This window comes from Bacillus sp. NPDC094077 (genome assembly GCF_050279465.1).
Lineage (GTDB): Bacteria > Bacillota > Bacilli > Bacillales > Bacillaceae_G > Bacillus_A.
On sequence record NZ_JBNNUF010000005.1, the window covers coordinates 239,614 to 262,124 of the forward strand.

Here is a 22,511-nt window from a genome sequence, read left to right on the forward strand (position 1 = left end):
TTGACATCATCAAATACAAAAGTATATCTCGAAATTGTAAAAAAAATCCGCTCCATTATGGAAGAGGATGGATTGGTAGCAGGAGATCGTTTGCCGTCTGAGCGTGAATTAAGTGCACGCTTAAACGTAGGGCGTTCCTCAGTAAGAGAAGCATTGCGTGCTTTAGAACTTGTAGGATTGATTGAAACGAGACGTGGTGAAGGGACGTTTATTCGAAACTTTTACGATAATGGTCTTGTGCAACTAATCGCTCCATTTCTATTGCAAGATGAGAAAACAATTCGTGATTTATTACAAACAAAACGATTGCTTGAGAAAGATATGATTCGTATTGTATGTAATTTACCGAAAGAAACGTTTTCTAAAGTACTAAGTAAATTACAGCAAGTACTTAAAGAAAATGGAAGCTCAATCCCAATGCTTCACCAAACGTTCTTTAAAACACTTATTGAACAAGTCGATAATTATTTACTATATCGCATTTGGATGATCGTAAATGATTACGTAGCAACTCTTTCTTGTAAAGTTTCAGGAGATTCTATCGAATTGTATAGAGAGCTATATGCTACTTTGGAAGAAAAACAAGAAAATGATGCACTAAAAATTTACGATGAATTAGTAGAGAATATACAGTTTCACTCGTAATGTATAAAATTTGTCGAAATGACCATGACACGTTATGACAAACATTCTACCGCATAGCGGTTAAAGTTAAACGTAAAGAGAGAGGTTATTAGACAGATTGAGAAGATAAGGCTAACATCAAACTTTGGTGTTAGCCCCATTTTCTTCTTACGCTAACCTTAGCTCTCAACGAAGGGGGTCAAATTGTGCTAAGAGATTTATTCGTGAAAAAGAAAAAGTACGCTGCAATACCTTCAGAACAAGTACGAAAAGATGTACCAGATGGCGTTATGACAAAATGTCCGAAATGTAAAAAAATCATGTATACGAAAGAGCTTCTAAAAAATTTAAAAGTATGTGTGAACTGTGGGTATCATCATCCTATGAATGCATGGGAACGCCTTGATAGTATATTGGACGAAGGGTCATTCCGTGAGTATGACAAAGAAATGGTTTCATTAAATCCACTTGAGTTTCCAGGTTATGAAGAGAAACTAGAGAGCGATCGTAAGAAGACTGAATTAAACGAAGCGGTTGTAACTGGTGAAGGAACAATTGATGACATGCTTGTTGTTGTTGCAGTAATGGATTCTCGTTTTCGAATGGGGAGCATGGGCTCTGTTGTAGGAGAAAAAATTGCCCGTGCGGTTGAAAAGGCGTACGACTTACAAGTTCCATTTATTATCTTTACTGCTTCGGGTGGTGCCCGTATGCAAGAAGGTATTTTAAGTTTAATGCAAATGGCAAAAACAAGCGTAGCTTTGAAAAAGCATAGTAATGCAGGAGGATTATTTATTTCTGTTATGACTCACCCAACGACGGGCGGGGTTTCAGCGAGTTTCGCTTCACTTGGTGATTATAATCTTGCAGAACCAGGTGCACTTATCGGATTTGCTGGTAGACGTGTAATTGAACAAACAGTGCGCGAGAAACTACCAGAAGATTTCCAAACGGCAGAATTCTTGCTAGACCATGGTCAATTAGATGCGGTTGTACATCGTGATGATATGAAAGAATCACTTCGCAAGATTTTAGAAGTTCATCAAGGAGGGGAAATGGCTGTATGGCAGAGCTAGAATTTGAAAAACCAGTTGTTGAGCTAAGAAATAAGATTCGTGAACTGAAAGACTATACGAAAAACAGCCAGATGGACTTCAGTGAGGAGATTCGTATTTTGGAAGAAAAGCTAGAAAAATTAGAGGAAGATATATACGGCAATATGAAAGTATGGGACCGTGTTCAAATTGCTCGTCATGCAGAAAGACCGACAACGCTCGATTATATTGAGCACTTATTTACTAATTTTTTTGAATGTCATGGAGATCGCCTATTTGGCGATGATGCAGCGATTGTCGGCGGCATTGCGAAATATAAAGGGATGCCTGTAACTGTAATTGGGCATCAGCGCGGGAAAGATACAAAAGAAAATATTCGCCGTAATTTTGGGATGCCTCATCCAGAAGGATATCGAAAAGCATTGCGTTTAATGAAGCAGGCGGAAAAGTTTAATCGTCCCATTATTTGTTTTATTGATACGAAGGGAGCTTATCCTGGTAAAGCGGCTGAAGAACGTGGTCAAAGTGAAGCTATCGCCCGCAATCTATTTGAGATGGCTGGTTTAACGGTACCTGTTATTTGTATCGTTATCGGTGAAGGTGGTAGTGGTGGCGCACTAGGTCTTGGAGTAGGAGATTACATTCATATGCTAGAAAATTCCACTTATTCTGTTATTACACCAGAGGGTGCAGCGGCAATTCTTTGGAAAGATGCTGGAAAAGCGAAGGAAGCTGCAGAAGCGATGAAAATCACAGCATTAGATTTGAAAGAATTAGGTGTAATTGACGAAATTATTCCAGAGGCAAAAGGCGGAGCTCATCGTAATATTTTAAAACAATCAGAAAATATAGATTTAATGCTTAAGAAAACTTTTGAACAACTAAGCGGAATTTCGAAAGATGAATTAATCGAAAAACGTTATGAAAAATATATGAAAATTGGGCAAGTTTCGTTTTCAAACGCTTCCATTGGGATAAAATAATAAAAGCGTGCGTTCCTCTTCGCGAATGCACGTTTTTATTATGAAAAGACACATCTTCTCCATTGTGTTTTTATATTTTTTCGTGTTATTTTATTATAAGGCAAATAATCTTTATGAGGTGAGTACAAATGAAACGTATTGGTGTATTAACAAGTGGTGGAGATTCACCTGGTATGAATGCTGCCATTCGTGCAGTTGTTCGTAAAGCGATTTTCCATGATATTGAAGTATATGGTATTTACCATGGATACGCTGGATTAATTTCTGGTCACATTGAAAAATTAGAACTTGGTTCTGTTGGCGATATTATCCACCGCGGTGGTACAAAATTATATACAGCAAGATGTCCTGAGTTTAAAGATCCAGAAGTACGACTAAAAGGTATCGAGCAATTAAAGAAACACGGTATCGAAGGACTTGTTGTTATTGGTGGAGATGGTTCTTACCAAGGCGCTAAAAAATTAACTGAACAAGGATTCCCATGTGTTGGTGTACCAGGTACAATCGACAATGATATCCCTGGAACAGATTTCACAATTGGTTTCGATACGGCTTTAAACACTGTTATTGATGCGATTGATAAAATCCGTGATACAGCTACATCTCATGAACGTACATATGTTATCGAAGTAATGGGACGTCATGCTGGTGATATCGCATTATGGGCTGGTTTAGCTGATGGTGCAGAAACAATCTTAATCCCAGAAGAAGAGTATGACATGGATGATGTTATCGCTCGTCTACAACGCGGTAGTGAACGTGGTAAGAAACACAGTATTATCGTTGTAGCTGAAGGTGTTGGAAGTGCAATTGACATCGGTAAGCACATCGAAGAGGCAACAAACTTTGATACTCGTGTAACGGTATTAGGTCACGTACAACGTGGTGGATCACCAAGTGCACAAGACCGTGTATTAGCAAGTCGTCTTGGCGCAAGAGCAGTTGAATTATTAATTGCTGGTAAAGGTGGACGTTGTGTAGGTATTCAAGATAACAAACTTGTTGATCATGACATTATCGAAGCGTTAGCTCAAAAGCATACAATCGATAAAGATATGTATCAATTATCTAAAGAATTATCCATCTAATCGGCATAATGTCAGATATTTGGGAACGGTTTCATAATTTTCGGAGGTGCAATATGCGTAAAACTAAAATTGTATGTACTATAGGTCCTGCTAGTGAAAGTATTGAGAAATTAGAACAATTAATCGAAGCGGGTATGAACGTTGCTCGTTTAAACTTCTCTCACGGTAGCCATGAAGAGCACGGAGCTCGTATTAAAAACATTCGTGAAGCTTCAAAGAAAACTGGTAAAACAGTTGGTATTTTACTTGATACAAAAGGTCCAGAAATCCGTACTCACGACTTCGTAGACGGACAAGCTGAGCTTGTAACAGGTGCAGAAGTAGTTCTTTCTACTGAACAAGTATTAGGAACTGCAGAGAAGTTCTCTGTATCATATGCTGGTCTTTATGATGATGTAGACCCAGGTTCTCGCATTCTAATCGATGACGGTCTTATCGAACTAGAAGTAATCGAGAAAGCTGACGGAAACATCCGTACAAAAGTATTAAACAGCGGAACTGTAAAAAATAAAAAAGGTGTTAACGTACCAAACGTAAGCATTAAGCTTCCTGGTATCACTGAAAAAGACGTAAAAGATATCATCTTCGGTATCGAGCAAAAAGTTGATTTCATCGCAGCATCTTTCGTACGTAAAGCATCTGACGTATTAGAAATCCGTGAATTATTAGAAGAGCATAACGCTCAGTATATCCAAATCGTACCAAAAATCGAAAACCAAGAGGGTATCGACAATATCGATTCAATCTTAGAAGTTTCTGACGGTTTAATGGTAGCTCGTGGTGATATGGGTGTAGAAATTCCACCAGAAGAAGTACCATTAGTACAAAAACGTCTAATCAAAAAATGTAACGTATTAGGCAAACCAGTTATTACTGCAACGCAAATGTTAGATTCTATGCAACGTAACCCACGTCCAACTCGTGCGGAAGCAAGTGACGTAGCAAACGCAATCTTCGATGGTACAGATGCAATCATGCTTTCAGGTGAAACTGCTGCGGGTCAATACCCTGTAGAAGCTGTAACAATGATGGCTAACATTGCAGTACGTGTTGAAAAGTCATTACAATATGAAGATATGTTCAAAAAGCGTATTAAAGAGTTCACTCCAACAATTACAGATGCAATTAGCCAATCTGTTGCGCACACAGCACTTGCTCTTGATGTAGCTGCAATCGTAGCTCCAACAGAAAGTGGATATACTGCGAAAATGATCTCTAAATACCGTCCGAAATCTCCAATCGTAGCTGTAACATCTGACGAGCAAGTAGGACGTCGTCTTGCGCTTGTTTGGGGTGTTCAAGCGTTTATGGCTGGAAAACGTGCAGCTTCTACTGACGAAATGTTAGATACTGCAATTCAAACAGGTATGGATGCAGGTCTAATTGGACTTGGAGATACTGTAGTAATCACTGCTGGTGTTCCAGTTGCTGAAACTGGTACAACAAACTTAATGAAAATCCACGTTGTTGGTGAAGAAGTTGCTAAAGGGCAAGGTATCGGTCGTAAAGCTGCAAAAGGTAAAGTAGTTGTAGCGAAAACAGCTGCTGAAGCTGTAGCGAACGTAAACAAAGGTGATATCCTTGTTACAACAAGCACTGATAAAGATATGATTCCTGCAATCGAAAAAGCTGCTGCTTTAGTTGTAGAAGAAGGTGGCTTAACAAGCCATGCAGCTGTTGTAGGTGTATCAATCGGTATTCCTGTTATCGTTGGTGTAAACGGCGTAACAGCAACTTTAAAAAATGGCCAAGAAGTAACAGTTGATGCAGCACGCGGAATTGTTTATAATGGACATGCGGAAGTGCTATAAGAAGTAATACGGAGAGAAGGATCGGAGTCCTTCTCTTTTTTTTACACAAAAACGGGATACAATTAGCTTAAAACGTCTAAAATTACTTTTAAAGCGGTTTGTTATGAAGTTTAATGTAAGTGTACCTTGCCTTCTTGGAGTCTATATGGACGTTGTGAGGGTGTTTAAAGTGATGTATGAAAGGAGTATGGAACTATGAAATGGTTGCTGTTCTTGCTGATTTTAATACCGGCGATTGAGATTACGGTCTTAATTGGATCAAGTCATGTGATAGGTGTATGGTCTACGTTCGCTATGATTATATTTACGGGTATTGTAGGTGTGTATTTGGCGAAACGACAAGGGTTTAAAGTGCTTAGAGAGATTCAATTTAGATTAAATAGAGGGGAAATGCCGGGTGGTGCTGTCCTAGATGGTATTTTTATTTTTATAGGAGGTATTCTTTTAGTGCTTCCTGGATATGTGACGGATATAATAGGTTTTATCTTTGTTATCCCTTTTACTAGAGCTTTATTGAAGCCGCTTGTTATGAAGTGGATGGAATGGAAGTTTAGAAAGAGATCTACTATTATTGTTCAGAAATAACGCTTAGATTGTAGCGATCTAAGCGTTATTTTTTTATCCCGCTATTTGTGGGCAGTAAGACTCCCACCTCAAAATTCGGTGAATGCGAGGGAGTTAGGTGGGAGATCAACTGCCCGTAAAAGCCCGATTGGTTCAACTAATAATCAGTGGGGGATGCGGAGGGGCTCTTGAAAATTAAAAGTGTTGATTTAGGGTGATATATTCCTACCTAAATGGAGGTTCAACTAGTGTGAAGGAATAACCTAGGAAAAGAGGGGCTACTTCTACCTTGTTTTGTATATTTATTCATTTACATAAAAAGTAATAAATGTAAGTAATAATTATAGAGAAAAAAGAATAAAAATGTAATTTAAACCTAAAATATGTGTTTTTATGCAAAAAATAAGAGCATCATCCTTTTTTAGGGAAATCCTCTTTTGAAAAATGTAGTTAGTACAAAAAATCACATTGAATAATCAGTGGGAATTTCCCACTGATTATAGTTAAATTTTTAGTTGTATATGAATTAGAAACAGTTATTTTGAAGGTGAACCTTTAATATATTTCCATAAGTCATGGAATACATGAGCTTTGTGCAATGTATTGAGTAGTACTAGTGTGACTGGACCGATGATTAATCCTAAAAAACCAAAGAGCTTAAAGCCAACAAATAGAGCGATCAGTGTCGCTAATGGATCGAGACCGATATTAGATGAAAGTACTTTAGGCTCCATAATTTGTCTTTGGACAATCACGACGATGTATAGGATGAGAAGACCGATGGCGAATGCAGTGTCGCCGGTGAAAAATACGTATATAACCCATGGAACGAAGACAGCACCTGTTCCTAAATATGGGAGTAAATCTACAACTCCTGTAATAATCGCGATAGTAATTGCATATGGGACGCGCAATATTAAAAGCCCAATTAGTACAATAACGGTTGTCATAGATACGAGTGTAAGTTGCGCTTTCACAAAACCGAACAGAGCTTTTCTTAAATCGACAAAAATAGTTTTTCCGTAGCCATGTACACGATTCGGTAGAAGTTTTCTTGCTTTCTGAGCGAGACGGTGCCAATCGTAACTAATGAAGAAAGTGGCCAATAAAACGAATACAAGGACAGTTAAAGTTGTTGGTAATGCACTAATGAAATTTGTTAATCCGCTTATAATGGCGGTTAAAAGTTCTTTCATTTGTGTCGTTGCTTCGGTTCCTAAGTTTTGGATGTTTTGTGTAATCGTATAGCGCTGTGGTTCTCCAAGATGATTAAATTTAGAAATTAAATCATCATAGAGAGGCATAATATGATTAAGTGCAAATTGTTGAGCGAATGTAACGATATCTGGAAACTTCACTGTAACAAGTTGTAGTAAGTATGTTGTGGCAGATATTGCTTCGGTTACAAGGTATGTAACAAGTCCGACGATAGCTCCAAATACGAGAATTAAGCTAACGAGTACTGCTAGTGCGCGAGGAAATTGTAGTTTTTGATTAAGGAAATTGACGACAGGATTAATCAAATAAGCGAATGCAAAAGCGATAATAAAGGGATAGATAAGCCCTGACATGTATAGCAATACATAGAACCCAGCTACCGTCGCTACAATGACAAATATGAGTCGCAATATCATATATAGTAAGTTTCGGTTCAAAGATGTATACCTCCCATTCCAATTTGTATTATCCTAATTCGTTCAACTTATAACGAGTATGATTCACTTTATCCCGCTATTTGCGGGCTGTAAAACTCTCACCTCAAAATGCGGCTGGAACAAAGAAGTTAGGTGGAAGATCAACTGCCCGTAAAAGCCCGATTGGTTCAACTAATAATCAGTGGGAGATGAACCCCCCACTGATTAAAGTTTCACTTTATGTTATAGTGGAATGATGGATTTGGCCTGCTTTTTTCAGTGCATGAATGACTGTAAAAGCCTGTTGGTAATGCTTTTGTTATATGGTAAAAACTTCATTTTCTCTTCTTTTTATTTTACCTGTTTCTTATTAGAAAAGAAAGGAGAGGCGGCCGTTTTCAAAAATGTATACATGCTTAATTTTTTTGTGAAAATCCCGTTTTGTAATTTTAAAATGTATAAAAAATGAAGTTGTTATCGGTAAATAGGCATCGATATAGCATGTATAACGATAGGTTTAAAGGTATTTTTGTTTGGAAGCGAGTTCATTATTTTCAGAAAGGAAGTGCAAACATGATTAGTCAGTCAACGTTATTTTTATTCATACTACTTATTATAGGACTTATTGCTAAAAACCAATCGCTTACTGTAGCTATTGGTGTGTTATTTTTATTGAAGTTTACGTTTTTAGGAGATAAAGTCTTTCCTTATTTACAAACGAAAGGAATTAACCTCGGTGTAACAGTCATTACAATAGCGGTGCTCGTACCGATTGCGACGGGGGAAATAGGTTTTAAACAACTTGGAGAAGCGGCGAAATCGTATTATGCATGGATTGCTTTAGCTTCAGGTGTAGCGGTTGCTATGTTAGCGAAAGGTGGCGTGCAATTGTTGACGACGGATCCTCATATTACAACTGCGCTTGTTTTTGGGACAATTATAGCGGTTGCTTTATTTAATGGGGTTGCTGTAGGCCCGTTAATTGGGGCTGGAATTGCCTATGCAGTTATGAGTATTATACAGATGTTTAAATAAGAAATTTTATAGTAATATAAAATTTTTGAATTCTTTCTGTTCACAAAAGTCAGATAATTGTTTATAATAGAATTAGAAACTTTGAAAAGTTACATAACAGCAGAGACTTTACACCAGATAAAATAAAAACAACATAAAACAATTTTATAATGATATTGTTTTATGTTGTTTTTATCATAAAACTCTTCGGAATTTACTTTCCTCACTAACTTGTTGTTCTGAGCGTGAGGATTCGGGGAGACATTCACGCTCATGCTTTCCATGTAAGCAATGGATAATAAGAGGGGAACATCGCAACAAATTTGCATGATCGTGCATTTTGCTTGCCTAAAGAGTGAACGGGCGTTCATAATTCATAAGGGGAGCAAATAGATATAAGGAGCAAGGTTGGGAGAATTTTCAGGAAAAGGAGAGAATGTCATGACTGTTATTCGAGGTTTAGAAGGGGTAGTAGCAACAACATCATCTGTGAGCTCTATTATTGATGATACATTAACTTATGTTGGGTATAATATTGATGATTTAGCTGAGAATGCTACGTTTGAAGAAGTAGTATACTTATTATGGCACCGCAAGCTTCCTAATGAAAAAGAACTAGCGGAATTTAAAGAAATTGTATCTGAATACTATAAAGTGCCAGGTGAGATTTTAACATATTTGAAACAAGTAGATTTAAAAATCGCACATCCTATGTCTGTTTTACGAACTGCAATTTCCATGCTATCATTATATGATGAGAGCGCTGAAATAATGGATGAAAAGTCCAATTATTTGAAAGCGGTTAAATTACAGGCTCAAGTGGGAACTTTAGTTGCGGCTTATGCAAGAATCCGTAAAGGTTTAGAAGTTGTTGAGCCAAGAAAAGATTTATCGTTAGCTGCAAACTTCTTGTACATGTTAAATGATCGTGAGCCAAATGAAGTTGAAATTGAAGCTTTTGATAAGGCGCTTGTACTTCATGCAGATCATGAGTTAAACGCTTCTACATTTACTGCACGTGTTTGCGTAGCTACACTTTCAGATGTATATTCTGGTATTACAGCAGCAATCGGTGCGTTAAAAGGTCCTCTTCATGGCGGGGCAAATGAAAATGTAATGAAGATGTTAACTGAAATTGGCGAAGAAGAAAATGTAGAATCATATATTCATAATGCTCTTCAAAATAAAGTGAAAATCATGGGCTTTGGTCACCGCGTGTATGAGCATGGTGATCCACGTGCAAAACATTTACGTGAAATGTCTAAGAGATTATGCGTGCTTTTAGGAGAAGAAAAATGGTATAATATGTCTATCAAAATTGAAGACATTGTAACAAAAGAAAAAGGTCTTCCACCAAATGTTGATTTCTATTCAGCTTCTGTATACCATTGTTTAGGAATTGACCATGACTTATTTACACCTATTTTTGCAATTAGCCGTATGTCAGGCTGGTTAGCTCATATTCTAGAACAATATGAAAACAACCGTTTAATCCGTCCGCGTGCTGATTATAATGGACCAACACATCAAGTGTATGTTCCAATTGCACAAAGATAAGCGAAAAACACTATTTCGATAGTGAAAATACGCTTTCAAAAGTCTGATTTTTTCGGAAAGATGTAATGATTAGAATATTTTAATTTGACTAACGGTTTGAACTGAGGGGTTATTCCCTCAGTTTCATACATATGAAATTTCAAACATGGGGGTTATCACATTGACAACAGGTGAAAAAATTACTGTAACTAATGGTGTTATGAATGTACCAAACAATCCGATTATTCCATTTATCGAAGGAGATGGAATTGGTCCTGATATTTGGGCAGCTGCATCTCGAGTACTAGAAGCAGCAGTTGAAAAAGCTTATGATGGTGAGAAGAAAATCGTTTGGAAAGAAGTGCTTGCAGGGGAAAAAGCATTCAACCAAACAGGCGAGTGGTTACCAGAAGAAACTTTAAATTTAATCCGCGAATATTTAATCGCAATTAAAGGTCCACTTACAACTCCAGTTGGAGGTGGTATTCGTTCTCTAAACGTAGCACTTCGTCAAGAATTAGATTTATATGTATGTCTACGTCCAGTTCGTTATTTTGAAGGTGTTCCTTCACCTGTAAAACGTCCAGAAGATACTGATATGGTTATTTTCCGTGAAAATACAGAAGACATTTATGCTGGAATTGAATATGCACAAGGATCTCCAGAAGCAGAAAAAGTTCTTGCTTTCTTAAAAGAAGCAATGGGTGTTAATAAAATTCGCTTCCCAGAAACATCTGGTATTGGTATTAAGCCAATTTCAGAAGAAGGGACAAAGCGTCTTGTTCGTGCTGCAATTCAATATGCAATTAACGAAAAACGCTCTTCTGTTACATTAGTTCATAAAGGAAACATTATGAAATTTACAGAAGGTGCTTTCAAAAACTGGGGTTACGAAGTAGCGGAACAAGAATTCGGTGATAAAGTATTTACTTGGGCTGAATATGATCGTATCGTTGAAAAAGATGGAAAAGATGCAGCGAATAAAGCGATGGCAGATGCTGAAGCTGCTGGAAAAATCATCGTAAAAGATTCTATTGCAGACATCTTCTTACAACAAATTTTAACTCGCCCACGTGAGTTCGATGTTGTTGCAACAATGAACTTAAATGGAGACTACATCTCTGATGCACTTGCTGCACAAGTAGGTGGAATTGGTATTGCACCTGGTGCTAACATTAACTATGTTACTGGACATGCTATCTTTGAAGCTACACACGGTACAGCTCCAAAATATGCAGGTTTAGATAAAGTAAATCCATCTTCTGTTCTTCTTTCTGGTGTATTATTATTAGAGCACTTAGGATGGAACGAAGCTGCGAAATTAGTAACTGCTTCAGTTGAGAAAACAATTGCTTCAAAAGTAGTAACATATGATTTCGCACGCTTAATGGAAGGTGCAACAGAAGTGAAATGTTCTGAGTTCGCTAATGAACTTATTAAAAACATGGATGTAGCGATAATCAAAAACGCATAATTAAAGCGGGGGGTAAATTATGACAATCAAACGCAAGAAAGTTTCAGTCATCGGTGCAGGATTTACAGGAGCAACAACAGCATTCTTGTTAGCACAAAAAGAACTCGCAGATGTTGTATTAGTGGACATTCCACAGCTGGAGAATCCAACAAAAGGGAAAGCGTTAGATATGTTAGAAGCGAGCCCAGTACAAGGTTTTGATGCTAACATTATTGGGACATCTGATTACGCAGATACTGCTGATTCCGACGTTGTCGTTATTACAGCAGGTATTGCGCGTAAGCCAGGTATGAGCCGTGATGATTTAGTAGCAACAAACTCTAAAATTATGAAAAGTATTACGCGCGACATTGCAAAACATTCACCAAATGCGATTATTGTTGTATTAACAAATCCAGTTGATGCAATGACATATTCTGTATTTAAAGAGGCAGGATTCCCGAAAGAGCGTGTTATCGGTCAATCGGGCGTATTAGATACAGCTCGTTTCCGTACATTTATTGCACAAGAATTAAATCTTTCGGTGAAAGACATTACAGGATTTGTTCTTGGTGGACACGGTGACGATATGGTACCTCTTGTACGCTATTCCTATGCAGGCGGCATTCCGTTAGAAACGTTAATTCCGAAAGAGCGACTAGATGCAATCGTAGAACGTACACGTAAAGGTGGCGGCGAGATTGTGGGCTTATTAGGAAACGGTAGTGCATATTACGCACCAGCTGCTTCTTTAGTTGAAATGACAGAAGCAATCTTAAAAGATCAACGCCGTGTATTACCAGCAATTGCGTACCTTGAAGGCGAATATGGTTATAGTGACCTGTACTTAGGGGTACCAGTAATTCTAGGTGGTAACGGAATTGAAAAAATTATTGAATTAGAACTTCTTGCAGATGAAAAAGAAGCGTTAGATCGCTCTGTAGAATCTGTTCGTAGTGTTATGAAGGTTCTTGTTTAATGGTTCAATAGTAGTGAAAAAGATTCGGGATTCCGAATCTTTTTCTACTATTTACCGAATTGTTTTTTTGAAATAATATGAAAACGCTATCATTTGTAATATCCTATAATGAAACTGTAGATTTATACTATACATTGCCCTCATCATAGTAAATTTCGGATAAGGTATCGCTTTTAGTAGGATAATAAGGTGAAAAAATCGGAGGGGGTTGTAACATGTTAAAGAAAAAAGTTCAAATTGGTCGTAAAATGGATGAAATTACAGTAGGAGAGAAATTATCTATCACTGAAAAAATTGAGGATAAAGATTTGTTATTGTATTTAGGTTTAACGAATGATGCCAATCCATTATATATTCAGCATGATTACGCATCCCAAACTCCGTATGAAAAGCCGATTGTACCAAGCATTATGCTAACTGGAATGATTACAACGGCAGTTACGAAATATTTACCAGGTCCAGGTAGTCATATTACTAGAAAGGACCTTACGTTCGTGAAGCATGTTCACCATTATGAGACGTTACAAATCCACTTTGAAGTTGTGGCTGTTTCTGAGGAGGAACATACAATTGATATGCTTGTATCTGCTCATGATGAAAAAGGAGAAACTGTTGTAAAAGGTTCATTAACAGTAACGCCACCTTTTAAATCTGTTTCTATTATGGAAAAAGCATTAGATAATTTTTAAAACATGAAAATATAAATAGCGCTAGCATATTCTCTATAAAAGGATGCTAGCGCTATTTTTAATAGTACAATCTGAATCCATGAATAGACAATTATATTGAGAGGGGCTTTGTTTTCTAGTATGATGAGGATAACGGGGAAAATACTAGGATGAAGAAGGTTTCAAGTCTATAACTTGGAGGAAAAGAATGAACAATCGTATTTTAGTAGTTGATGATGAGGAGTTTATCTTAACTTTAATTGAATTTAATTTACAACAAGCTGGGTTTGAAGTTATAACAGCGATGGATGGAGAAATGGCGCTTCAAAAAGCGACTACAGAACGTCCGGATTTAATTATATTAGATTTAATGCTTCCGAAAATGGATGGTATGGAAGTGTGTAAAGAATTACGATTGCAGCGTGTCATGACGCCGATTTTAATGTTAACGGCAAAAGATGATGAATTTGATAAGGTGTTAGGTCTTGAACTTGGGGCGGATGATTATATGACAAAGCCATTTAGCCCGAGGGAAGTTGTTGCTCGTGTGAAGGCGATTTTGCGCCGCACGAAATTACAACAAGAAGAACAAGTTGCAGAAGCGCCAGATGAAGATAGCATCACAATTGCAGAACTTAAAATTTTACCGGAGTTTTATGAGGCTTATTTCCAAGGAAGAAAGCTTGAATTAACACCAAAAGAATTTGAACTACTTGTATATCTTGCGAAAAATAAAAGTCGCGTGTTAACGCGTGATCAATTATTAAGTGCTGTATGGAATTATGATTTTGCTGGTGATACACGAATTGTTGATGTTCATATTAGTCATTTACGCGATAAAATTGAACAAAATACGAAAAAACCGGCGTACATTAAAACGATACGTGGTTTAGGATATAAATTAGAGGAGCCAAAAGGGGATGAATAAATTTCGTTCCGGGCTTCTTTTTACATTTGTTTCTCTTATTGTATTTATTTTAGTTGGACTAGGTTTATTGCTAGAAACTGTGTTTGAAAACTATTATATAGATCATGCCAAAGAGAGAATGGTAAAAGAGACAGGGTATGTTGCAGTATTAGCAGAAGAACAAGGATTTGATGATGTTTTAAAAAATCCGTATATATTTGAAAAGTTAGAAGAGAAAATACCAGCTTCTATTATATTTGTGGATGAAAAAAAGAAAGTTCAATATAGCAAAGGGCAGCAATCTGTATTTAGTCAAGGGATGATTAAAGAACTTTCTTCCGAAACAGCGAAACAAAGAAATAAAGTCGTTACGAAAGAAACGGATCAGAAGAATGAATTATATCATGCGGTGTTCGTTCAAGATGTAGCGGGGAAACAAGGATACATCTTGGTGAAAAGTACAATTGAGCCTTTAAGGGACGTTCATCAAAAAACGTGGGGATTATTAATTATTGGATTTGTTATCGCCTGTCTCGTAGTTGTATTCCTGGGTATGAAAATTACAGGGCAATATATTAGGCCGATTGAATCAGTTACGAAAGTTGCCATTGAATTAGCGAAAGGTAATTATAAAGCACGCGCTTATGAAAGTCATTCGGATGAAACGGGAATGCTGAGTAAAGCGATTAATATTTTAGCTCGTAATTTACAAGAGATGACACTCGAACAGGAAATGCAACAAGATCGTCTACATACGTTAATTGAAAATATGGGAAGCGGAATGATTTTAATTGATAGCCGCGGTTATATAAACCTTGTAAACCGTTCTTATAAGGAGACTTTTCACGTAACAGATGAAGAATATTTAGATCGTTTATATTATGAATCGTTTCATCATACAGAAATTATAGAGCTTGTGGAAGAAATCTTTATGACAGAAGTGAAAGTGCGTAAACAAATGTTATTACCACTTGGAATTGAGAGAAAACATTTCGAAGTATATGGAGCGCCGATTATTGGGACGAACCATGAATGGAAAGGGATTGTTCTCGTATTCCATGACATAACAGAGTTAAAGAGATTAGAACAAATGAGAAAAGACTTTTTAGCGAATGTTTCTCATGAACTAAAGACACCGATTACTTCTATTAAAGGTTTTTCAGAAACGCTGTTAGATGGAGCGATGGATAATAAAAAATTCTGCGAACATTTCTTACACATTATTTTAAAAGAAAGTGAACGCATGCAAGGATTAATTGAAGATTTATTAGATTTGTCAAAGATCGAGCAACAAGGGTTTAAGTTAAATATGGGGACCGTTGATATGAAGGGACTTCTTGAAGATATTCATATGGTGCTTGATAATAAAGCGGGAGAAAAAGAAATCTCTTTACAAGTGAATGTAGTAAAGCGTGTTTCCGTTATTGGAGATCCTGGTCGTTTGAAACAAATCTTTATTAATTTAATTAATAACGCAATTGTATATACACCGGCTGGAGGCGTCGTTTCTGTCGAATTAGCAGAAGATAAATATAATGCTTATATAAAAGTATCTGATACTGGAATTGGTATTAGTAAAGATGAAATTCCTCGTATTTTTGAACGCTTTTACCGAGTGGATAAAGCGAGAAGTAGGAATACTGGTGGAACAGGTCTTGGATTATCGATTGTAAAGCATTTAGTGGAGGCGCATCACGGTACAATTACAGTGGATAGTGAAGTTGGAGAAGGGACAACATTTACAGTTGTTTTACCAAAATCGGCAACTGAAAAATAGGACGAAGGATGTTTACAATATATTAACAATGGCTTAATTAAATATTAATAAAGCTCTGTTAATATAATACATGAAAACCCCTTCATCCAAGGAGTAATTTTGGACGAGAGTAGTTATGCTATTCTCGTCACTTCCCTTTATGCCAATATAAGTTTGTTTATATATGAAAGAAAAAACCGTTATTTTTCTTCTCTCTATTAGTCATGTTAATATAGAGAGAGGAAAGGAACGGTTTTTTTCTATGTAAAAATCGTTTCAAATTTGTATGGGGAGGTTTCTATTGTGGAAAAAAAAGTCGTATTAGTAGATGGTAATAATATCGCGTATCGTGCTTTCTTTGCACTACCGCTTTTAAATAACGACAAAGGTATACATACGAACGCAATTTACGGTTTTACAATGATGTTAATGAGAATATTAGAGGAAGAAAAACCGACGCATATGCTTGTTGCGTTTGATGCAGGCAAAACAACATTCCGTCATAAGACGTATAGCGAGTATAAAGGAGGACGTCAAAAGACTCCACCTGAGTTATCAGAACAATTCCCGTTTATTCGTGAGATGCTTGATGCATTCAATGTACCGCGTTATGAGCTGGAAAATTATGAAGCGGATGACATTATGGGGACGTTAGCGAAAGAAGCGAGTGAGCAAGGGCTTCATGTTAAGGTTATTTCAGGAGATAAAGATTTACTTCAACTTGTTTCTGATAATACGCTTGTATGTATACCTCGAAAAGGGATTACAGAAGTAGATGAATATACGAAAGAAGCTTTATTTGAGAAATACAGCTTATCACCAAAGCAAATTATTGATATGAAAGGTTTAATGGGAGACCAGTCAGATAATATTCCAGGTGTACCAGGAGTTGGTGAAAAAACTGCGATTAAATTGTTAACGCAGTTTGAAACGGTTGAAGCAGTGTATGAAAATATCGATCAAGTAAGCGGGAAGAAATTAAAAGAAAAATTGGAAGCAAATAAAGAACAGGCTCTTATGAGTAAAGATCTTGCAACTATTATTACAGATGCGCCGATTACAATGCATGTGGATGATATGGAGTATAAAGGATATGAAGCAAGTGATGTGATTCCAATGTTCGAGAATTTAGGATTTACATCTCTTTTAAATAAATTAGGTGTTACGCCAGAAGAAACGGCTCCAGCTGAATTAGATGATATTACATTTGATATTGTGGAAGAAGTTACAGAAGAAATGCTTCAGCAAGATAGTGCACTTATTGTAGAAGTACAAGAAGATAACTATCATAAAGCGGACATTCAAGGTTTTGGTATTCAAAATGAAAATGGTTGCTACTTTATTCAGACAGACATTGCTTTTGCATCTGATGCATTTAAAGCATGGCTTGCAAATGGAGAAATGAGAAAGCATACATTTGATGCGAAGCGTGCTATCGTTGCGCTCAAATGGAATGGGATAGATATTCAAGGGATTGATTTTGATTTATTAATTGCTGCATATTTACTTGATCCAGCTGATACGGATAAAGATTTCCGCGCCGTGGCGAAAATGAAAGAAACACATGCTGTGAAATCTGATGAAGAAGTTTACGGAAAAGGTGCGAAGCGTGCTGTTCCAGAGCTAGAGGTAGTAGCGGAGCATGTAGCTCGTAAAGTGCATGTATTATATGATGTAAAGCAAACATTCTTAGAAGAATTAAAAAAGAACGAGCAATATGAACTATTTACAGAGTTAGAATTACCGCTTGCTCGTGTATTAGCTGATATGGAAGTGAAAGGTGTAAAAGTTGATACGGAGCGTCTTCGTAATATGGGAGAAGAACTTGCGGGTAGATTAAAGGAAATGGAACAGGAAATTTACAAGCTTGCTGGAACGGAATTTAATATTAATTCACCGAAGCAACTTGGAGTTATTCTGTTTGAGAATTTAAATTTACCAGTTATTAAAAAGACGAAAACAGGTTATTCTACATCAGCTGACGTGCTAGATAAACTTATGGATCATCATGAAATTATTCCGAATATTTTACATTATCGTCAATTGGGGAAACTAAATTCAACTTACATTGAAGGTTTACTAAAAGTTGTACATGAAGATTCATCTAAAATTCATACTCGTTTTAATCAGGTGTTAACGCAAACAGGTCGATTAAGTTCAACAGATCCGAACTTACAAAATATCCCGATTCGATTAGAAGAAGGAAGAAAGATTCGTCAGGCATTTGTTCCATCAGAAGAAGGATGGATTATGTACGCGGCCGATTATTCACAAATTGAACTTCGTGTATTAGCTCATATTGCAAATGATAAAGGGCTAGTTGAAGCGTTCCAACATGATATGGATATTCATACGAAAACAGCTATGGATGTATTCGGCGTTGGAAAAGATGAAGTGACTTCGAATATGAGGCGACAAGCAAAAGCGGTTAACTTCGGGATTGTGTATGGTATTAGTGATTATGGTCTTTCGCAAAACTTAGGAATTACAAGAAAAGCAGCAGCGGAATTTATTGAAAAGTATTTAGAAAGTTTCCCTGGTGTAAAAGAATATATGGATGAAATCGTAAAAGATGCGAAACAAAAAGGATACGTAGCTACATTATTAAATCGTCGCCGTTATATTCCAGAAATTACGAGTCGTAATTTCAATTTGCGTAGCTTTGCAGAACGTACAGCTATGAATACGCCAATTCAAGGTAGTGCAGCAGATATTATAAAAATAGCTATGATTATTATGGCAGATCGTCTAGAAGAAGAAGGATTACAAGCACGTCTTCTTCTGCAAGTACACGATGAATTAATTTTTGAAGCACCAAAAGAAGAAATTGAAAAATTAGAGAAGCTTGTACCTGAAGTGATGGAGCATGCAATTGAACTAGCTGTTCCGCTGAAAGTAGATTATTCTTACGGCCCAACTTGGTACGACGCAAAATAAGGAAGTGATGAAATGCCTGAATTACCAGAGGTTGAAAATGTTAGACGGACGCTTGAAAAACTTGTAATAGGAAAGACGATTGAAGATGTCATTATTACTTATCCGAAAATAGTGAAACGACCGGATGATGCAGAAATCTTTAAAGAAATGCTAAAAGGCGAGACAATTGAAAATATAAAGCGAAGAGGAAAGTTTTTGCTTTTATATGTAACGAATTATGTCATTGTTTCACATTTGCGTATGGAAGGTAAGTTTTTACTACACCAAGAGGATGAGCCGATTGATAAACATACGCACGTCCGTTTCTTATTTACAGATGGAACTGAACTACATTATAAAGATGTGAGAAAGTTTGGTACGATGCATCTCTTTAAGAAAGGTGAAGAATTGAATCAAATGCCCCTTGCTGACTTAGGGCCGGAGCCATTTGATGCGGAATTAACACCGAAGTATTTGCAAGAAAGACTGCAAAAGACAAATCGTAAAATAAAAGTCGTATTATTAGATCAGCGTCTTTTAGTAGGGCTTGGAAATATATATGTAGATGAAGTTTTATTCCGTTCTCATATCCATCCAGAACGAGAAGCTGCGTCTTTAACAGAAGAAGAAATCGAAAGAATTTACGAAGCGATTGTGACAACGTTAGGTGAAGCAGTGAAGCGCGGCGGAAGTACAATTAGAACGTATATCAATTCACAAGGGCAAATTGGCTCGTTCCAAGAACTTCTAAATGTATATGGAAAAAAAGGAGAGCCGTGCGTAACTTGTGGCACGATATTAGAAAAAACAGTTGTTGGAGGCAGAGGAACGCATTACTGCCCAATTTGCCAGCCTAGAATATAGAAAAGAGATAACATCGGATAGGCATTTGTCATATACATACAGCAGAGCTATGTATAAGGGAGGAGCTTACCGATGTACCTTTATTTATCTCTTATTTTATTAGCTTTTACATTAAGCTTAGATAGCTGTAGTGTAGGGCTGACATATGGGTTAAGGAGCGTAAGAATTCCGCTAAGATCCATTATGATTATCGGAATCTGTTCAGCGGCTGTCATGCTTGTTTCAATGGGAATTGGACATATGATCGCGAAAGTATTTTCACCTGTTATTGCAACGCGTATCGGTGGGCTTGTTCTTATTGGAATAGGAATTTGGGTATTATACCAATTTTTTCGAAGTGATAAAAAAGAAGAACCGAAGCAAGAGGAGAAGGTTTGGAAATTAGAGATTGCTTCGCTCGGGCTAGTGATTCAAATTTTACGGAAACCGACTGTAGCAGATTTTGATAAATCAGGAACTATCTCTGCAGGAGAAGCGTTACTTCTTGGTATCGCTCTTTCCGTAGATTCGTTTGGTGCTGGAATTGGTGCATCTTTATTAGGGTATACACCTGCTATGATGGCGCTATTAGTTGCAGTTATGAGTTCTTTGTTTTTATTTATTGGAATGAAACTTGGAACGGTGTTATCGAATATGAAGTGGTTACAAAAATTTACATTCCTGCCTGGGGTATTACTCATTATTATTGGAATTTGGAAAATGTAAGTATGGGCGTGGAACATTAGTTTCGCGCCTTTTATCCCGCTATTTGCGGCAGTAAGACTCACACCTCAAAATTCGGCGAATGCGAGGAAGTTAGGTGGGAGATAACGGCCCGTAAAAGCCCGATTGGTTCAACTAATAATCAGGGGGGATGGACAAAACCCCCACTGATTAAAGTTTCACTTTATTGTGAGGAGGATTATTATGACAGTAGTAATTGGATTAACGGGAGGTATCGCGAGCGGAAAAAGTACAGTGTCCCAAATGTTTCGCGAGCTAAGTATACCAGTTATTGATGCAGATATTATTGCACGAGAAGTCGTAGAACGAGGAAAACCAGCATATAACAAAATAGTAGAAGTATTTGGAACGGAAGTGTTACAAGAAGATGGAGAACTGGACCGCCCAAAATTAGGGAGTGTCGTTTTCTATAATGAAGAGAAACGATTGCAGTTAAACAAAATTGTTCATCCTGCAGTACGTGAGGAAATGAATGCACAAAAGGAAATGTACATAAAAGAAGGTATGCAAGCGGTTGTGTTAGATATTCCTCTTTTGTTTGAAAGTAAATTAACAAGTCTCGTTGATCGCGTTTTAGTTGTAGCAGTTACGCTTGATACTCAATTAGAACGTTTAATGAAACGAAATAACTTTTCAGAAGAAGAAGCAACAGCGCGTATTCAATCTCAAATGCCGTTAGAAGAAAAAGTGAAGAATGCGGATGAAGTCATAAATAATGATGGCACAATTATTGAAACGAAAACACAATTACAGGTAATTTTAAAAAAATGGAACATTATTGACTAAAAAATTGTGAAATTAATGAAAATGCTTAGTGACATATCCCCTTTTTGTGTTATACTATTATTGGGATTGGAGATAAATAGTATAACGCATTCAAGGGGGATAACATATTATGACTCGTGTGGCAATTAATGGATTTGGACGTATTGGGAGAATGGTATTTCGTCAGGCAATAAAAGAAAGCGCATTCGAAATTGTAGCAATCAATGCAAGCTATCCATCTGAAACGTTAGCACACTTAATTAAGTATGATACAGTTCACGGCAAGTTTGACGGAACAGTAGAAGCATTTGAAGATCACTTATTAGTTGATGGGAAAATGATTCGCCTTTTAAACAACCGCGATCCAAAGGAATTGCCTTGGAAAGATTTAGGTGTTGAAGTTGTAATTGAAGCAACTGGTAAGTTTAATTCAAAAGAAAAAGCGATCCTTCATGTTGAAGCTGGAGCGAAAAAAGTAATTTTAACAGCGCCTGGTAAAAATGAGGACGTAACAATTGTAGTCGGTGTGAACGAAGACCAATTAGATATTACGAAACATACTGTTATTTCAAATGCATCTTGTACAACAAACTGTTTAGCGCCTGTTGTAAAGGTGTTAGATGAGCAGTTCGGAATTGAAAACGGTTTAATGACAACTGTTCACGCTTATACAAATGACCAAAAAAATATTGATAACCCACATAAAGATTTAAGAAGAGCACGTGCTTGTGGACAGTCGATCATTCCGACAACGACAGGTGCTGCGAAAGCGCTAGCAAAAGTTCTTCCGCACCTAAATGGAAAACTTCATGGTATGGCACTTCGTGTACCAACACCAAACGTGTCTCTTGTTGACTTAGTAGTAGATGTAAAACGTGATGTAACAGTTGAAGCAATTAATGAAGCATTCAAAACTGTTGCAAACGGTGCGTTAAAAGGTATTGTAGAATTTAGCGAAGAGCCATTAGTGTCTATCGACTTTAATACAAATACACACTCAGCTATCATTGATGGTTTATCTACAATGGTAATGGGAGATCGTAAAGTGAAAGTACTTGCTTGGTATGATAACGAGTGGGGCTACTCTCGTCGTGTTGTAGATCTTGTAACGTTAGTTGTTGGTGAATTAGCAAAACAAGAAAATGTGCAACATATTTAAGTGAATAAGGGA

19 protein-coding genes are annotated in these 22,511 nt (G+C 37.0%); 18 read left to right on the top strand and 1 reads right to left on the bottom strand.

Annotated elements, in window-relative coordinates; genetic code table 11:
- From ACQKNR_RS15430 to ACQKNR_RS15455, 6 genes are all read left to right on the top strand, one after another.
- Positions 1-645, top strand: a complete 645-nt coding sequence (locus ACQKNR_RS15430; RefSeq protein WP_427318648.1) for a FadR/GntR family transcriptional regulator — start codon at positions 1-3, stop codon at positions 643-645.
- Positions 646-830: 185 nt separating this feature from the next.
- A complete protein-coding gene (gene accD / locus ACQKNR_RS15435; RefSeq protein ID WP_427318649.1) occupies positions 831-1,700 on the top strand; it encodes an acetyl-CoA carboxylase, carboxyltransferase subunit beta in 870 nt (289 codons plus the stop codon).
- Positions 1,688-2,662: an acetyl-CoA carboxylase carboxyl transferase subunit alpha gene (accA, locus tag ACQKNR_RS15440; RefSeq protein WP_137011423.1), complete on the top strand. Its 975-nt coding sequence runs from the start codon at positions 1,688-1,690 to the stop codon at positions 2,660-2,662. The genes accD and accA overlap by 13 nt, the downstream gene beginning before the upstream one ends.
- A 128-nt stretch (positions 2,663-2,790) precedes the next feature.
- Positions 2,791-3,750 (top strand): 6-phosphofructokinase, encoded by a 960-nt coding sequence (gene pfkA / locus ACQKNR_RS15445; RefSeq protein WP_099684237.1) that lies wholly within the window; start codon positions 2,791-2,793, stop codon positions 3,748-3,750.
- A gap of 53 nt (positions 3,751-3,803) precedes the next feature.
- Positions 3,804-5,561 carry a pyruvate kinase gene (gene pyk, locus ACQKNR_RS15450; protein WP_001232676.1) on the top strand — a complete coding sequence of 586 codons (1,758 nt, stop codon included), beginning with the start codon at positions 3,804-3,806 and terminating at the stop codon, positions 5,559-5,561.
- Between the two features lie 195 nt (positions 5,562-5,756).
- Positions 5,757-6,146, top strand: coding sequence for an FxsA family protein (locus ACQKNR_RS15455; RefSeq protein WP_427318650.1), 390 nt, complete (start codon positions 5,757-5,759; stop codon positions 6,144-6,146).
- A gap of 515 nt (positions 6,147-6,661) precedes the next feature.
- Here the strand turns inward: ACQKNR_RS15455 and ytvI are convergent.
- Positions 6,662-7,780: a sporulation integral membrane protein YtvI gene (ytvI, locus tag ACQKNR_RS15460; RefSeq protein ID WP_427318651.1), complete on the bottom strand. Its 1,119-nt coding sequence runs from the start codon at positions 7,778-7,780 to the stop codon at positions 6,662-6,664.
- 552 nt (positions 7,781-8,332) lie between these two features.
- Between ytvI and ACQKNR_RS15465 the strand changes: the two genes are divergently transcribed.
- The 12 genes from ACQKNR_RS15465 (at position 8,333) to ACQKNR_RS15520 (ending at position 22,499) form a co-directional block, all read left to right on the top strand.
- Positions 8,333-8,794 carry a DUF441 domain-containing protein gene (locus tag ACQKNR_RS15465; RefSeq protein ID WP_427318652.1) on the top strand — a complete coding sequence of 154 codons (462 nt, stop codon included), beginning with the start codon at positions 8,333-8,335 and terminating at the stop codon, positions 8,792-8,794.
- A gap of 387 nt (positions 8,795-9,181) precedes the next feature.
- Positions 9,182-10,330, top strand: coding sequence for a citrate synthase (gene citZ, locus ACQKNR_RS15470; protein WP_427318653.1), 1,149 nt, complete (start codon positions 9,182-9,184; stop codon positions 10,328-10,330).
- A 160-nt stretch (positions 10,331-10,490) separates the two neighbouring features.
- Positions 10,491-11,783 carry an NADP-dependent isocitrate dehydrogenase gene (gene icd, locus ACQKNR_RS15475; protein WP_071715229.1) on the top strand — a complete coding sequence of 431 codons (1,293 nt, stop codon included), beginning with the start codon at positions 10,491-10,493 and terminating at the stop codon, positions 11,781-11,783.
- A 19-nt stretch (positions 11,784-11,802) separates the two neighbouring features.
- Positions 11,803-12,741: a malate dehydrogenase gene (gene mdh / locus ACQKNR_RS15480; protein ID WP_427318654.1), complete on the top strand. Its 939-nt coding sequence runs from the start codon at positions 11,803-11,805 to the stop codon at positions 12,739-12,741.
- A 215-nt stretch (positions 12,742-12,956) separates the two neighbouring features.
- Complete coding sequence (locus ACQKNR_RS15485) at positions 12,957-13,430, top strand: MaoC family dehydratase (protein WP_000914180.1); 474 nt, start codon at positions 12,957-12,959, stop codon at positions 13,428-13,430.
- Positions 13,431-13,617: 187 nt separating this feature from the next.
- Positions 13,618-14,337 (top strand): two-component system response regulator PhoP, encoded by a 720-nt coding sequence (gene phoP, locus ACQKNR_RS15490; protein ID WP_427318655.1) that lies wholly within the window; start codon positions 13,618-13,620, stop codon positions 14,335-14,337.
- Positions 14,330-16,093 (top strand): sensory box histidine kinase PhoR, encoded by a 1,764-nt coding sequence (phoR, locus tag ACQKNR_RS15495; RefSeq protein ID WP_427318656.1) that lies wholly within the window; start codon positions 14,330-14,332, stop codon positions 16,091-16,093. The genes phoP and phoR overlap by 8 nt, the downstream gene beginning before the upstream one ends.
- A gap of 282 nt (positions 16,094-16,375) precedes the next feature.
- Complete coding sequence (gene polA, locus ACQKNR_RS15500; protein WP_427318657.1) at positions 16,376-19,009, top strand: DNA polymerase I; 2,634 nt, start codon at positions 16,376-16,378, stop codon at positions 19,007-19,009.
- A 12-nt stretch (positions 19,010-19,021) separates the two neighbouring features.
- Entirely contained in the window at positions 19,022-19,852 is an 831-nt protein-coding gene (gene mutM / locus ACQKNR_RS15505; protein WP_427318658.1) for a DNA-formamidopyrimidine glycosylase, read from the top strand.
- A 72-nt stretch (positions 19,853-19,924) separates the two neighbouring features.
- Positions 19,925-20,557 (top strand): sporulation membrane protein YtaF, encoded by a 633-nt coding sequence (ytaF, locus tag ACQKNR_RS15510; RefSeq protein WP_193410569.1) that lies wholly within the window; start codon positions 19,925-19,927, stop codon positions 20,555-20,557.
- Positions 20,558-20,758: 201 nt separating this feature from the next.
- Positions 20,759-21,361, top strand: coding sequence for a dephospho-CoA kinase (gene coaE, locus ACQKNR_RS15515; RefSeq protein ID WP_427318659.1), 603 nt, complete (start codon positions 20,759-20,761; stop codon positions 21,359-21,361).
- 109 nt (positions 21,362-21,470) lie between these two features.
- Positions 21,471-22,499: a glyceraldehyde-3-phosphate dehydrogenase gene (locus ACQKNR_RS15520; RefSeq protein WP_427318660.1), complete on the top strand. Its 1,029-nt coding sequence runs from the start codon at positions 21,471-21,473 to the stop codon at positions 22,497-22,499.
- Positions 22,500-22,511 lie beyond the last annotated feature (12 nt).

Excerpts from the sequence above, each read along its gene's own strand:
- accA (WP_137011423.1), top strand. The coding sequence starts at position 1,688 with ATGGCAGAGCTAGAATTTGAAAAACCAGTTGTTGAGCTAAGAAATAAG.
- pfkA (WP_099684237.1), top strand. The coding sequence starts at position 2,791 with ATGAAACGTATTGGTGTATTAACAAGTGGTGGAGATTCACCTGGTATG.
- pyk (WP_001232676.1), top strand. The coding sequence starts at position 3,804 with ATGCGTAAAACTAAAATTGTATGTACTATAGGTCCTGCTAGTGAAAGT.
- ACQKNR_RS15455 (WP_427318650.1), top strand. The coding sequence starts at position 5,757 with ATGAAATGGTTGCTGTTCTTGCTGATTTTAATACCGGCGATTGAGATT.
- ACQKNR_RS15465 (WP_427318652.1), top strand. The coding sequence starts at position 8,333 with ATGATTAGTCAGTCAACGTTATTTTTATTCATACTACTTATTATAGGA.
- mdh (WP_427318654.1), top strand. The coding sequence starts at position 11,803 with ATGACAATCAAACGCAAGAAAGTTTCAGTCATCGGTGCAGGATTTACA.
- ACQKNR_RS15485 (WP_000914180.1), top strand. The coding sequence starts at position 12,957 with ATGTTAAAGAAAAAAGTTCAAATTGGTCGTAAAATGGATGAAATTACA.
- phoP (WP_427318655.1), top strand. The coding sequence starts at position 13,618 with ATGAACAATCGTATTTTAGTAGTTGATGATGAGGAGTTTATCTTAACT.
- phoR (WP_427318656.1), top strand. The coding sequence starts at position 14,330 with ATGAATAAATTTCGTTCCGGGCTTCTTTTTACATTTGTTTCTCTTATT.
- mutM (WP_427318658.1), top strand. The coding sequence starts at position 19,022 with ATGCCTGAATTACCAGAGGTTGAAAATGTTAGACGGACGCTTGAAAAA.
- ytaF (WP_193410569.1), top strand. The coding sequence starts at position 19,925 with ATGTACCTTTATTTATCTCTTATTTTATTAGCTTTTACATTAAGCTTA.
- coaE (WP_427318659.1), top strand. The coding sequence starts at position 20,759 with ATGACAGTAGTAATTGGATTAACGGGAGGTATCGCGAGCGGAAAAAGT.
- ACQKNR_RS15520 (WP_427318660.1), top strand. The coding sequence starts at position 21,471 with ATGACTCGTGTGGCAATTAATGGATTTGGACGTATTGGGAGAATGGTA.